The organism is Kitasatospora sp. NPDC054768 (assembly GCF_053612025.1).
This window is the reverse complement of the sequence record NZ_JBSHBN010000187.1, coordinates 3,577-17,131: the sequence shown is the minus strand read 5'-3', so window position 1 is coordinate 17,131 and position 13,555 is coordinate 3,577. Positions and strand designations below refer to the sequence as shown.

Sequence of the window (13,555 nt, the reverse complement as noted above, 5' to 3'; positions counted from 1 at the left end):
ACACCCGGGACTAACTGGGGCGCCGGCCCTCCGGCACGCGGGGCGCCGACCGACCGTCCTGCCGGGGGCCGGGCGCGGCGCCGGCCGGGGGGGGCCGCCGCCGCGGGGAGTCACACCCGGAAGGGAGGGGTCACGGACGCAGGGGTGACACGAGGCGGGATCACATGCGGAAGACGCCGTACGGAGCGGGCGGTGCCAGCGGGGCGTTGGCGCAGGCGGTGAGCGCGAGACCGACGACGGTGCGGGTGTCCATCGGGTCGATCACACCGTCGTCCCAGAGTCGGGCGGTGGCGTAGTAGGCGTTGCCCTGGCGCTCGTACTGCTCGCGGACGGGGCGCTTGAACTCCTCCTCCGCCTCGGCCGGCCACTGCTCGCCGCGCGCCTCCAGCTGGTCGCGGCGGACGGTGGCGAGGACGGAGGCCGCCTGCTCGCCGCCCATCACGGAGATCTTGGCGCCCGGCCACATCCACAGGAAGCGAGGTGAGTAGGCCCGGCCGCACATCGAGTAGTTGCCGGCCCCGTACGAGCCGCCGACCACCACGGTCAGCTTCGGGACGCGGGTGCAGGCGACGGCGTTGACCATCTTGGCGCCGTGCTTGGCGATGCCGCCCGCCTCGTACTGCCGGCCGACCATGAACCCGGTGATGTTCTGGAGGAAGAGGAGGGGGATACCGCGCTGGTCGCACAGCTCGATGAAGTGGGCGCCCTTGACGGCCGACTCGGAGAACAGCACGCCGTTGTTGGCGACGATGCCGACCGGGTGGCCGTGGATCCGGGCGAAGCCGGTGACCAGGGTGGCGCCGTACTCCGCCTTGAACTCGGCGAACCGGCTGCCGTCCACCAGGCGGGCGATCACCTCGCGCACGTCGTAGGGCGTGCGCGGGTCGACCGGCACGGCGCCGTACAGGCCCGCCGGGTCGACGGCGGGCGGCTCGACCGGGGTGAGCGGCCACGGCCTGGCCTCGCGCGGGCCGAGCCCGGCGACGATCGTGCGGACGATGGAGAGGGCGTGGGCGTCGTCCTCGGCCAGGTGGTCCGTCACGCCCGAGGTGCGGGAGTGCAGCTCGCCGCCGCCCAGCTCCTCGGCGGTGACCACCTCACCGGTGGCGGCCTTCACCAGCGGCGGGCCGCCCAGGAAGATCGTGCCCTGGTTGCGGACGATCACGGCCTGGTCGCTCATCGCCGGGACGTACGCGCCACCGGCCGTGCACGAGCCGAGCACCGCGGCGATCTGCGGGATGCCCGCGGCGGAGAGCCTGGCCTGGTTGTAGAAGATCCGGCCGAAGTGGTCGCGGTCCGGGAACACCTCGTCCTGCATCGGGAGGAAGGCGCCGCCGGAGTCCACGAGGTAGACGCAGGGCAGCCGGTTCTCCAGCGCGACCTCCTGGGCGCGCAGGTGCTTCTTCACCGTCATCGGGTAGTAGGTGCCGCCCTTGACGGTGGCGTCGTTGGCGACCACCACCACCTCGCGTCCGGCGACCCGGCCGATGCCGGCGATCACCCCGGCCGCAGGCGCCGCGCCGTCGTACATCCCGTCGGCGGCCAGCGGGGCCAGCTCCAGGAAGGGGGAGGCCGGATCGAGCAGGGTGTCCACCCGGTCGCGGGGCAGCAGCTTTCCGCGGGAGGTGTGCCGGGCGCGGGCCTTGGCACCGCCGCCCAGGGCGGCCGCGTCGAGCTTCGCGCGCAGCTCGGCGACCAGGGCCCGGTGCGCTTCGGTGTTCGCGCGGTAGGCCTCGGAGGCCGGGTCGACGGAGCTGCCGAGCCGGGGCGCCGGTGCGGCGGCCGCGGACGGTGCGGCGCCGGGCGCGGCAGTGCCGGCCGCTGCGCCGAGCCGGAAGCCGGTGGATGTTCCGGCAGTTGAGATGACCATTCCCAAGAGCTCCCTTGCCCTCGGCACCAGGTGGGCAGCCGGGTGCGTCCGCCCGTGATCGCCACGTTAATTAACGTTAACTTACGCGCCCAGGTTAACGGCCGATAACCCGACTGTCTACGATGGACGGCATGCCGAACGTCCCCGCCGCCTCCGCGCTCCCCCGCCGCGACCAGATCCGCCGGGAGGCCGCGAGGCTGTTCGCGGCCCGGGGCTTCCTCGGCGTGGGGGTGGACGAGATCGGCAAGGCGGTCGGGATCAGCGGCCCCGGGCTCTACCGCCACTTCGCCGGCAAGGACGCGATGCTCGCGGACCTGCTGATCGGCATCAGCGAGCGCCTGCTGGACGAGGGGCGCCGCCGGGCCGGTGGCGGCGAAGGCCCGGCCGCCGCGCTGGACGCGCTGATCAGCGGCCACGTCCACTTCGCCCTGGACGACCGGGACCTGATCACCCTGCACGACCGGGAGCTGCTGAACCTCAAGGAGGAGGACCGGCGCACCGTCCGCCGGCTCCAGCGCGGCTACGTCGAGCTGTGGGTGGACGTGGTTCGGCAGGCCTACCCGCCGCTGGCCGGCCCCGCCGCCGAGCCGGTGGCGCGGGCCGCCGTGCACGCCGTCTTCGGCCTGATCAACTCGACCCCGCACAGCCTCGGCCCGAACCCCGACCACGGCGAGCGCGTCGCCCTCCAGCGCGACGGCATGGCCGCCCTGCTCCACGCCCTCGCCCACGGCGCGTTCGCGGCGGCCGCGGAATCGGCGGGCGTCCCCGCCGACGGTTCGGCGTCCGCGGGCGTTTGAGGCGCTCGGCGGCAGTCCGTCCGGAGGCCTGGTCCCAAAGGGTGACGCCCGACCCGTCCCCGGCCGCTGGGCGCGCGAGGGGTCGTCGGCGATCCTGGAGACGGCCGGGGGAGTGGGCCGTTCGAGTGTCCGTCCGGGAATCACCGCAGGCCGTCGGCTGTTGGCCAGTCCGCCGGGCCGGATGATCGGGGCTCCCCCCGGCCGGCCCCGAACCCCTCCGGCTCGGAAACGCCATGGCGGCCACCCGACGAAATGGTTAGCATCCCTAAATATGCCTGAGACTCACGGATCCACGGTGGAGCAATCCCCGAGCGGCCCCCCGGCCCCCGGCCCGACCCCGGAGGCTCCCGCCGACAGCCCGCAGACCGCCGTCGGGAACACCGGTCCGGCCGCGGCGGCCGCCCAAGGCGCCGAGGCGGCCGGCTGGCTGCGCCGTCTGGTCGGCTACAGCTGGCGGTCCCGGCGCAGCCTGCTGCTCGCGTTCGGCGCCTCGCTCCTCGGCATGGCCGTCACCGCGCTGGTGCCGCTGGTCACCAAGCTGATCATCGACGACGTCATCATCGCCCACACCCGTTCGCTGGCCCCCTGGGCGGTGGTGCTGCTGCTCGCCGCCCTCGTGGTCTTCGGCTGCACCCAGGTCCGCCGCTACTACGGCGGCCAGCTCGCCGTCGACGTCCAGCACGACATGCGCAGCGACCTGTTCCGCTCGCTCGGCCGGCTCGACGGCCACCGCCAGGACCGGCTGGACACCGGTCAGGTGATCGGGCGGGCGACCTCCGACCTCCAGCTGGTCAACGGCCTGCTCTCGATGCTGCCGATGATGACCGGCTACCTGCTGATGTTCGTCATGTCGCTGGCCGTGATGGTCTGGCTGTCCCCGCCGCTCACCCTGGTCGCCCTGGTCATGGCCCCCGCGCTGTGGTGGGTCTCGGTGCTCAGCCGCAAGCGCCTCTTCCCCGCCACCTGGGCCGCCCAGCAGGAGGCGGCCGCCGTCGCGGGCGTGGTGGACGGCGCGATCGGCGGCGTCCGCGTGGTCAAGGGCTTCGGACAGGAGGCGCAGGAGCTCGACAAGCTGGAGGAGGCCTCCCACAACCTCTTCGCGGCCCGGCTCCGGTCGATCCGGCTGAACGCCCGGTACAACCCGGCGATGCAGGCGATCCCGGCGCTCGCCCAGGTCGGCGTCCTCGCCTTCGGCGGCTGGCTGGCGGTCGACGGCCGGGTCACGCTGGGGACCTTCGTCGCCTTCTCCACCTACGTCGCCCAGATGACCGGCCCGGTGCGGATGATGACCATGGTCATCACCGTCGGCCAGCAGGCCCGGGCCGGCGTCGAGCGGGTCCTGCAGCTGATCGACGAGCGCCCGCTGGTCCAGGAGCGCCCGGACGCCCGCACCCTGGACCTCGCGCACGGTGGCTCCCCGGCCGGCGCCTCGACGATCGGCACCCCCGCCGACGCTGCCGCCAACGCCCTCGCTGCCGCCCCCGTCGGCCCGCGGACCCCCGACGTCGCCCTGGAATTCGACCGGGTCGAGTTCCGCTACGACCCCGAGCACCCCGCCCCCGTCCTGCACGGCCTCAGCCTGAAGCTGGCCCCCGGCGAGACCCTCGCCCTGGTCGGCGCCTCCGGCTCCGGCAAGTCGACGGTGGCCCAGCTGGTGCCCCGCTTCTACGACCCCGCCTCCGGCACCGTCCGCCTGTACGGCCACGACCTGCGCGACCTCACCCTGGACTCGGTCCGCGCGACGGTCGGCATCGTCCCCGAGGAGAGCTTCCTCTTCTCCGAGTCGGTCCGCACCAACATCGCCTACGGCCGTCCGGACGCGACGGACGAACAGGTGGTCGCCGCAGCCCGCGCCGCCCAGGCCGACGAGTTCGTCCGCGCGCTGCCGGACGGCTACGACACCAAGGTCGGCGAGCAGGGCCTGACCCTCTCCGGCGGCCAGCGCCAGCGCATCGCACTGGCCCGGGCGATCCTCACCGACCCCCGGATCCTGCTGCTGGACGACGCCACCTCGGCGGTGGACCCGCAGATCGAGGCGGAGATCCACGACGCGCTGCGCTCGGTGATGACCGGCCGCACCACGCTGCTGATCGCCCACCGCCGCTCGACCCTCCAACTCGCCGACCGGATCGCCGTCCTGGAACGCGGCCGGCTGCTGGACCTCGGAACGCACGAGGAACTCGAAGCCCGATGTCCCCAGTACCGGGCCCTGATCACCGACCCCGAGGCCGGCTCCGCCGACCGGCACTCCGCCCCCGAACCGGCATCCGATGAACCGGCGTCCCCGGCGGCGTCCCCGGCGAAGCCCGGGCGGGCGACCGGGCAGCGGGCCGCCGACGGCACTCCCACCGACGGCGCTCCCGGCACCGCCGGAACCGACGGCACCGCCGGAACCCGGGCCACTCCCGGAACGGACGACACCGACGACACCGCGGGAACCCCCGGAACCCGGGCGACCCCCGTCCTCCCCACCCCCGCCCTGGCCAAGGCCGCCCGCACCGCCGACCCCGACCTGCTGGACCGGGTCGCGGCCCTGCCGCCGGCCTCCGACACCCCGGACGTCCCCCGCGCCGAGGCCGAGGCCGGCGACCCCGACTTCACCCTGCGCCGCCTGTTGCGCTCCTTCCGCACCCCGCTGCTCATCGCCCTCCTGCTGGTCGCCCTGGACGCGGCGGCCGGACTGGTGCTGCCGGTGCTGATCCGGCACGGCATCGACGACGGCGTCCGCAAGGGCCTGATGTCCGGCGTCGCGGTCGCCTCGCTCACCGCACTCGTCGTGGTGCTGCTGGACTGGGTGGTGCAGGGCGCGGAGAACCGGGTCAGCGGCCGTACCGGCGAGCGCGTCCTCTACACGCTCCGGCTCAAGATCTTCGCCCACCTCAACCGGCTCGGCCTGGACTACTACGAGCGCGAGCTGACCGGCCGGATCATGACCCGGATGACCACCGACCTGGACTCGCTGACCTCCTTCCTCCAGACCGGCATGGTCACCGCGGTGGTCAGCCTGCTGACCTTCGCCGGGATCTTCGCCGCCCTGCTGATCATCGACGCCGGCCTGGCCCTGGTGGTCTTCGCCGTCCTGCCGCTGCTGGTGATCGCCACCCTGGTGTTCCGCAAGAAGTCCAAGGACCAGTACGAGCGCTCCCGCGACCTGATCGGCACCGTCAACGCCGACCTCCAGGAGAACGTGGCCGGCATGCGGATCGTCCAGGCGTTCCGCCGCCTGGACACCAACACCGACCGCTTCGTGGCCCGGGGCATCGCCTACCGCGAGGCCCGGGTCAGGGCCCAGCTCTACATCTCGCTGTACTTCCCGTTCGTCCAGTTCCTCTCCAGCGTGGCCGCCGCGCTGGTGCTGATCGTCGGCGCGGCCCGGGTCGACGCCGGGACGCTGACGGTCGGCGCGCTGGTCGCGTACCTGCTCTACATCGACCTGTTCTTCGCGCCGGTCAACCAGCTGTCCCAGGTGTTCGACGGGTACCAGCAGGCCTCGGTGGGCCTCGGCCGCATCCGCGAGCTGCTGCGCACCCCGACCACCACGGCGGAGGCGGCCGACCCGGTCCCGGTGGTCAAGGGCCTGCGCGGCGAGATCTCCTTCGAGGGCGTCGGCTTCGCCTACAACGGCGGTGCGGACGGCGCCCCGACCGTGCTGAGCGACGTGGACCTGCACATCCCGGCCGGGCAGACGGTGGCGCTGGTCGGCGAGACCGGCGCCGGAAAGTCGACGCTGGTGAAGCTGGTCGCCCGGTTCTACGACGCGACGGAGGGCACCGTCCGCGTGGACGGGGTCGACCTCACCCGCTACGACCTGGCGCAGTACCGCCACCGCCTGGGTGTGGTGCCGCAGGAGGCGTACCTGTTCGCGGGCACGGTCCGCGAGGCCATCGCCTACGGCCGGCCGGGCGCCTCGGCGGCCGAGGTGGAGGCGGCGGCCCGGGCGGTCGGCGCGCACGACATGATCGTCCGGCTCTCGGGCGGCTACGACCACGAGGTGGCCGGCCGCGGGCGCAACCTCTCGGCGGGTCAGCGCCAGCTGATCGCGCTGGCCCGGGCGGAGCTGGTCGACCCGGACATCCTGCTGCTCGACGAGGCCACCGCGGCGCTCGACCTGGCCACCGAGGCCGCGGTCAACCAGGCCGCGGACCGGCTCAGCGGCGGACGGACCACCCTGGTCATCGCCCACCGCCTGACCACCGCCGAGCGTGCCGACCGGGTGGTCGTGCTGGACCACGGCCGGGTGGTCGAGGACGGCACGCACGCCGAACTGCTCGCCCTGGGCGGCACCTACAGCCGGCTCTGGCGGGCGTTCATCGCCGACGGCCACCCGGCGGCCGAGGCCGTCGCCGCCGGATAGGCCGCCCCGCACCGGGCCGGGGGCGGCGTCAAGCCGGCCCCCGGCCGGCCGCGATCCCGAACCTCTGCGAACCCGAACCTCTGCGGCCTCGAACCTCCGCGTCCCGTCCGGCGGTCCTTCGTACGAACCGTCAGGCGGCGATCAGCGAGGCCAGCAGTCCCGAGGCGTCGATCCCGCGCGGCAGGTCGCTCACCTGCCCGTCGCCGACCTCGACCACCCGCCAGCCGGAGCCGTCCGCCCGGCTGGCGAGGTCGGTGGTGACGAAGCGGCAGCCGAGCCTGCGGACCAGCGCCGGGACATCGGTGAGGTCGGGCTCGACGGTCCGGCGCGGGGCGTCCGGGTGCGGCCCGACCAGGACGGGCCGGCCGTCCAGCCACCACACCCGGGCCTCCACGGGCCGCCCGCCGCTGCCCGGCGCGTCGCCGTCGGCGTGCTCCGGGCCGGCCGCACCGGCGGCACCGGACACCCCGCTCACGTCGGACACCCCGCTCGCGTCGGCCGCGCGGTCGGCGCCGTTCGCGCCGGCCGGCCCCGCCGGGACGCCCGCGCCCTCGAACTCCTCGTACCGCCGCAGCACCACGCCGCCCGCCAGGAACTCGCCCTGCAGCTCGACGAACCGTTCCACCACCCGTCCGACGGCCGCCAGGTCGGCCAACTCGGGCACGTAGCAGGCCTCGTGCCACTCGTGCTTGCGCGACTTCACGTAGTCCTTGACGATCGCCGGCCCGTGCCCGCCGATCCGGGCCGCGGCCTCCGCCAGTTCCTCGGGCCCGGGCGCCACCGGCCCCTCCGACGGGATCCACGCGCTGGCCGGCGTCGCACCCTCGAACACGTCGTACCAGCCGGGCAGTTCGTGGGCCGCCGCGTACCCGGGCGGGCTGGTCAGCAGGGTGCCGCCGCGGGCGGTGAGCGCGGCGGCGAAGTCGGCGTACCGGGTGGTGGGCAGCATCCAACCCCGGTACCAGAGCGGCCCGCTGTCCGCCGGTACCCGTCGGACGGCCTCCTCGGCCCGCCCGGCGAGCAGCCCGTCGTGGTCGACCAGATGGTGCTCGCCACCCAACTCCCGCAGCATCCTGGCCTCCCAGGCGAAGTGCGGGTCGGGCCGGCGCGGGTTGAGCGGATCGGCGGGGAAGATGATCGCGGGTACGGGCATGGCCGTCAGAGTACGGTCGGCGGGCTGATCCCGGGCCCGCCACGACGGACCGGTCGACCCGAGCACCCGACCGGAGTGCCGAATCCGCTCGACGCCCCGGGCGGCCACTGCGAGAGTGACCCGATGCGAAATCTGCTGAGCTCCCGCAAGCGCAGGCCGAGGCGAGCCGCCCGCACGGTGGTCCTGGACGAGAACGGCTCGGTCTTCCTGCTCCGTTCGGACAACGACGAGGTCGGCGTGCACTGGACCATGCCGGGCGGCGGGCTGGAGCCGGGCGAGACCCCGTGGGACGGCGCCCGGCGCGAGCTGTGGGAGGAGACGGGCTGGAGCGACCTCGAACCCGGCCCGCTGCTCTGCACCTGGGAGCACGACTTCACCTGGCACGGCACCCCGGTCCGCCAGCACGAGCACATCTACCTCGCCGCAGGGCCGCACCGCGGCCCGGTCGGCGACGTCAGCGCGGTGCACGCGGTCGACCGGATCCTGGACTGGCGCTGGTGGACCCCGGCCGACCTCGCCGACGAGAACGCCGACGCGCTCTGGCCGCCCGCGCTGCCGGAACTGCTGGACACGGTCCGCGCGGGCTGGGCCGTGGACGGTCGACCGCCGGTGCCTGTCGACCTCGGATACGTCCCGAACGGCCCGGTCACCCGTCGGGCCCGCTAGCGCCGCTGGGCCCGCTGGGCCCGCTGGGTCCGCTGGACCCGCGCGGCCCGGCGCCCTCCCGGCCTGTCGGGCCCGCACGGCCCGGCACCGAACGGCGCCCGGTGGAGCGGCTACCCGCGCCCGCCGCGCCGGGTCCGCGCGGCCGGACCGGGCTCCCAGCCGTGCAGTTCCAGCTCCCGGTCGTGCAGCGCGGCGGGGTTCATCAGCACCGTCAGCGGGGCGCCGACCAGCTGGTCGGCCGCGAGCCCGGTCGCGGACAGCAGCTGCTCGGTCGGCACCGAGACGGCGATGGCGGGCCGCCAGGAGGGCAGCACCACCAGGCAGGTGCCGCGGCCGACCCGGATCGGCCGGGCCGCCACCCGTACCGGTGCCCGTTCCTCCGGCCGACCGAGGGCCTCGGTGGGCCCCGGGCCGGCGCCGATCAGGATGCCGAGCGGCGGTTCGGCCCACGAGGCCCCGGCGGAGGGGCCGACGGTGCCGTCGACGGCAGAGCGGTCGACGGCGGCGGGGTCGGTCCCGGCAGAGCTCCCGCTGGCGACGCCGGTTCCGGAGCCGGCATCGAGGGCCCCGGCTCGGGGAGCTCCGGCTCGGGGAGCTCCGGCTCGGGGAGCTCCGGTTCCGAACGACGGTCCCTGCGCCGCCGCTCCCGCCGCGCCGGCCCGTTCGCCCCGTTCGCCGGCCCGTTGGTCGGCCCGGCCGGTGGCACCCGGCAGGCCCGTGCCGGTCGGGCCGGACGCGGCCGTCTCCCGTGCGGTCGCCCCCTGCCCGCTCCGGGCGGCCTGCGGGTGCATCCGGCGCAGTCGCCGTGAGGGCGACGGCCGCCGGGATCCCAGGATCCGCGGCTCTTCGCGCATCGTGCGCTGCGTCGGCACGGACGGGCCGGCCTCCGAGGGCGCGGCGGCGGACCCGAACCGGACGAACCCGGTCTCGGCTCCGTCCGGCCCGTGGAGGGCATCGGGCGCCTCGGTGGCACGCTCGTCGGATGCGCCGGGAGCGACCGGACCGTCCTCGGTCTCCGCGTCCACGCCGGGCGGGGCCGGTACCTCCGCGACCGGTAGACGGCACGCGTCCGCCGGCGGGACGGTCGGCGCCTCCGCGTCGTACCGGCTGCGCGGCTGCGGCACCGAGTCGAGGCGTGCCGGGCCGGTCCGGCGCGCCCCTCCCTCCGGGAAGCCGGGCGCGGCCGCACCGGGCTCGACGACGGTCGCGATCGAGCACACCGGGACGGCCGCGGCGGGCGGGCCCGGTACGGCGGGCGGGGGCGAGGATCCGGCGCTGTCCCCGGGCGGGCCGGGCAGGGACGGGTCGGTTGCGGCGGGGTGGAGCGAAGTCATCTGCGGGCCCTTCGGGGAACGGTCCCGACGATCCTCCCGCACCACGCGATCAGCTCCAAGCGTCGAACCCGACGGTGTGCGCGATACCACCGCGACACCACCGCGGGATCGTCGTGGGATCACCCGGGATCGCCCAAGACGGCGCAGGGCGAACACCGTTGCCACACGACCGGAACGGCGCCGTGTTCTGCCCGCGGGCCCCGATCCCGCCCCGCCGGGCGGGATCGGCCGAGCGACCGGTCAACGGTTGGTCGAGCGACCGGCGAGCGACCGGCCCTCGGGCCGGTCAAGGACCGGCCGGGAGATCAACCAGCGGGCGCGACAAAGCCCTTGAGGTCGGCGAGCACCGCGTTCGCCGCCATGACGCCGAGCCCGAGGAACCAGGTCTCGTCCGAAACCGGCCGGGCCTGACCGGACTTGACCGCACCGAGCGTCTTCCAGAGCGCGCCGCCCAGCACCGCGTCCTGGTTGGTCGAGCTGGGGCTTCCGTACACGCCGTAGAAGATCCAGTCGGCGTCGGCCTTGTCGATCTGCTCCGGGCTGACCTCCACCGCGAGCTCCTGGACCTGCTCGATCCCGGGCTGCGGCAGCGGCACGTCGGTGAGGATGGTGCCGATGAAGGAGAGCTCGGCGTAGAGCCGGGTCCGGCCCGGCATGAAGCGCAGCGGAGTGATGGTGGGCCGCTTGTCGCCGAGCTTCGCGCCGATCGCCGCGGCCGCGGCCTGGTACGCGTCGAGCTGCGCCTTGGCCTCGGCCTCCAGGCCGAACGCACTCGCGTTGAGCAGGAAGTTCTGCTTCCAGGGGTAGCCGGGGCGCAGCGAGAAGACGGTCGGCGCGATCTTGGACAGCTGGGCGTACTGGTCCTGGGCCCGCAGCTGGCTGCCGAGGATCAGGTCCGGCTTGAGCGCGGCGATGGCCTCCAGGTTGAGGCTGTTGATGGTGCCGACGGCGGCGGGGCTGCCGGCCTTGTCCTTGAGGTAGGACGGCAGGGACTTGGAACCGTCGGTGTACACGACGCCGACCGGCTGGATGCCGAGGGCGACGACGTTGTCGAGCTCGCCGGTGTCGAGCACCACGACCCGGGTGGGCCTGGCCGGGATGACGGTCTCGCCCATCGCGTGCCGGAGGGTGCGCGGGTAGACGCCGGGGGCGGCGTCGGTGCCGAAGCCCTTCATCTTCTGGATCACGGCCGCGTAGTCGTCGCCGCCCTGCTTGACCGACTTCTGGTTCGGGGAGGAGCCGCCGCCGGCCGGGGTCGAACCGCCGCTGCCGCCCGATCCACCCGCGCCGCCCGAGCTGCCGCAGGCGGTGAGCAGTCCGCCGAGGCCGAGCACGGCACCTCCGGCGATCCCGGCGGTGAGGAACCTGCGGCGGGTCGCGGTGCGGGGGGCGAGGGCCAGGTCGTCGGAGGTGGGGGGCACGCGACGCTCCTTTCACGATCGAATTTAGGTTAGGCAAACCTATCCGATGGGAGGGAGGTGGGGGTGCGGGCCGTCCGCGCCGGAGGGGCAAACCATGTCGAACCTTGGCAAAAGGGAGAAAATTTCTTGGCCCAACTCCTTTGAAACAAAGGTACATGGGAGAACAAGCCATAAATACAGCAACCCCAATGGCCTTCAGGCGAACGAATCGAAGTAAGTGGTTTAGATCACCAAGGGTTGGTCTACTCAACCTTCCATGCCCGCCTCTAGGGTGCGCTGGTGTTTGATCAGCAGCTCTCAGAGCACACGAGCAGCGGCCGGGCAATGGCGCCCGGCGCTCCGCAGGGTGCCCCGGTCAGTGGCATCAGTGGTGGAGTCCCCGGCAGTCAGGGGACCGCTGGGGGAGCGGGGGACAAGGGTCTACGGGGCGGTTCCGTCGGCCTGCTGAGCAGTGTGGTGCTGGGCGTCTCGACGGTCGCCCCGGTCTACTGCCTGACAGCGACACTCGGACCGACCGTCACCGCGGTCGGCGTCCAGATGCCCGCGGTGTTCCTGGCGGGCTTCCTGCCGATGCTGCTCGTCGCGTTCGCGTACAAGGAGCTGAACAAGGACTTCCCGGACTGCGGCACGTCCTTCACCTGGGGCGTCCGGGCGTTCGGCCCCCGGGTCGGCTGGATGGCCGGCTGGGGGCTGACGGTGGCGACCATCATCGTGCTCTCCAACCTGGCCGGGGTCGCGACCGACTTCCTGTACCTGATGCTCGGGGAGATGACCGGCAGCGGCTGGGTCACCGAACTCGACCAGAACAAGGCCGTCCACCTGCTCACCGTGGTCCTGCTGATCGCCGGCGCCACCGCGATGAGCTACCGGGGGATGACCGCCACCAAGTGGTTCCAGTACAGCCTGGTCGGCCTCCAACTGGCCGTGCTGCTGCTCTTCTCCGCCATCGCCATCGGCAAGGCCGCCTCCGGTGACCTGCCCGACTCGATCGGCTTCTCCTTCTCCTGGCTCAACCCGCTCCAGGTCAGCTCGTTCAGCGCGTTCACCGCCGGACTGTCGCTGTCGATCTTCATGTACTGGGGCTGGGACACCTGCCTGACCATGAACGAGGAGACCCAGGGCAGCGCCAAGACCCCCGGCCGCGCCGCGATGATCTCGATGGTCACCCTGGTCGGCTCGTACCTGCTGGTCGCGATCGCCTCCCAGATGTTCGCGGGCGTCGGCAGCACCGGCAACGGCCTCGGCAACCCGGCCACCGCCGACAACGTCTTCGCCGCACTGGCCCGTCCGGTGCTCGGCTCGCCGTGGAGCATCCTGCTCTTCCTGGCCGTCGTCGCCAGCGCCGCCGCCAGCCTGCAGACCACCTTCATCCCGGTGGCCCGCACCCTGCTCGCGATGAGCGCCTACCGCGCCGTGCCGCCGCGCTTCGGCGCCGTCCACCCGCGCTTCCACACCCCCGGCTACGCCACCGTCGCGGCGGGCATCGCCACCGCGGTCTTCTACGTCGGCATGAGCCTGATCAGCGAGAACGTCGTCCAGGACACCATCCTGGCGCTCGGCCTGATGATCTGCTTCTACTACGCGCTGACCGCCTTCGCATGCGTCTGGTACTTCCGCCGCTCGCTGCGCGGCGGTGTCCGCGACCTGCTGCTCAAGGGCGCCGCCCCGCTCCTCGGCGGCGTGCTGCTCACCGCGGTCTTCCTCCAGACCCTCACCGACGCCTGGGACCCGGACTACGGCAGTGGTTCGGTCTTCGGCATCGGCTCGGTCTTCGTGATCGGCGTCGGCATCCTGCTGCTCGGCGCCGCGCTGATGACCTGGTACGGCTTCATCCGGCCGGAGTTCTTCCGCGGCGAGACGCTGCACAAGGACACCCCGGCACTGGTCGTGGAGGACTGACGCCGTTACTGTGGGCTGCATGAAGCGCTTCGTGGGCCTGTGCTGGTGGCCGTCCTAGGAC

8 protein-coding genes are annotated in these 13,555 nt (G+C 73.6%); 4 read left to right on the top strand and 4 right to left on the bottom strand.

From position 1 onward, the window contains the following. Nucleotides 1–160 precede the first annotated feature (160 nt). Nucleotides 161–1,870, bottom strand: a complete 1,710-nt coding sequence (locus ACWGKU_RS35720) for a carboxyl transferase domain-containing protein (RefSeq protein WP_401052854.1) — start codon at nt 1,868–1,870, stop codon at nt 161–163. A 131-nt stretch (nt 1,871–2,001) separates the two neighbouring features. On the opposite strand from ACWGKU_RS35720, the gene ACWGKU_RS35715 reads away from it, so the two are divergent. Beyond that, nucleotides 2,002–2,667: a TetR/AcrR family transcriptional regulator gene (locus ACWGKU_RS35715; RefSeq protein WP_401052856.1), complete on the top strand. Its 666-nt coding sequence runs from the start codon at nt 2,002–2,004 to the stop codon at nt 2,665–2,667. A 271-nt stretch (nt 2,668–2,938) separates the two neighbouring features. Continuing rightward, nucleotides 2,939–7,021, top strand: a complete 4,083-nt coding sequence (locus tag ACWGKU_RS35710; protein WP_452179038.1) for an ABC transporter transmembrane domain-containing protein — start codon at nt 2,939–2,941, stop codon at nt 7,019–7,021. Nucleotides 7,022–7,151: 130 nt separating this feature from the next. On the opposite strand, the gene ACWGKU_RS35705 is transcribed toward ACWGKU_RS35710, so the two are convergent. Beyond that, entirely contained in the window at nt 7,152–8,174 is a 1,023-nt protein-coding gene (locus tag ACWGKU_RS35705; RefSeq protein WP_452179037.1) for an ATP-grasp domain-containing protein, read from the bottom strand. Nucleotides 8,175–8,297: 123 nt separating this feature from the next. Between ACWGKU_RS35705 and ACWGKU_RS35700 the strand changes: the two genes are divergently transcribed. Next, on the top strand, nt 8,298–8,840 hold the full coding sequence (locus tag ACWGKU_RS35700) for an NUDIX hydrolase (protein ID WP_401050208.1): 543 nt from the start codon (nt 8,298–8,300) through the stop codon (nt 8,838–8,840). Nucleotides 8,841–8,950: 110 nt separating this feature from the next. Here ACWGKU_RS35700 and ACWGKU_RS35695 read toward each other — a convergent pair whose 3' ends face one another. Both ACWGKU_RS35695 and ACWGKU_RS35690 read right to left on the bottom strand, forming a co-directional pair. Beyond that, a complete protein-coding gene (locus ACWGKU_RS35695; RefSeq protein WP_452179035.1) occupies nt 8,951–10,174 on the bottom strand; it encodes a hypothetical protein in 1,224 nt (407 codons plus the stop codon). Nucleotides 10,175–10,479: 305 nt separating this feature from the next. Continuing rightward, a complete protein-coding gene (locus tag ACWGKU_RS35690) occupies nt 10,480–11,595 on the bottom strand; it encodes an ABC transporter substrate-binding protein (protein WP_452179034.1) in 1,116 nt (371 codons plus the stop codon). Nucleotides 11,596–11,919: 324 nt separating this feature from the next. Here ACWGKU_RS35690 and ACWGKU_RS35685 point away from each other — a divergent pair, with 324 nt between their 5' ends. Then, the gene (locus tag ACWGKU_RS35685) at nt 11,920–13,494 is read left to right on the top strand and encodes an APC family permease (RefSeq protein ID WP_452179046.1); all 1,575 of its coding nucleotides are present in this window, start codon (nt 11,920–11,922) and stop codon (nt 13,492–13,494) included. The last annotated feature ends 61 nt before the right edge of the window (nt 13,495–13,555 follow it).

Excerpts from the sequence above, each read along its gene's own strand:
- ACWGKU_RS35685 (WP_452179046.1), top strand. The coding sequence starts at position 11,920 with ATGGCGCCCGGCGCTCCGCAGGGTGCCCCGGTCAGTGGCATCAGTGGT.
- ACWGKU_RS35700 (WP_401050208.1), top strand. The coding sequence starts at position 8,298 with ATGCGAAATCTGCTGAGCTCCCGCAAGCGCAGGCCGAGGCGAGCCGCC.
- ACWGKU_RS35715 (WP_401052856.1), top strand. The coding sequence starts at position 2,002 with ATGCCGAACGTCCCCGCCGCCTCCGCGCTCCCCCGCCGCGACCAGATC.
- ACWGKU_RS35720 (WP_401052854.1), bottom strand. The coding sequence starts at position 1,870 with ATGGTCATCTCAACTGCCGGAACATCCACCGGCTTCCGGCTCGGCGCA.
- ACWGKU_RS35705 (WP_452179037.1), bottom strand. The coding sequence starts at position 8,174 with ATGCCCGTACCCGCGATCATCTTCCCCGCCGATCCGCTCAACCCGCGC.
- ACWGKU_RS35695 (WP_452179035.1), bottom strand. The coding sequence starts at position 10,174 with ATGACTTCGCTCCACCCCGCCGCAACCGACCCGTCCCTGCCCGGCCCG.
- ACWGKU_RS35710 (WP_452179038.1), top strand. The coding sequence starts at position 2,939 with ATGCCTGAGACTCACGGATCCACGGTGGAGCAATCCCCGAGCGGCCCC.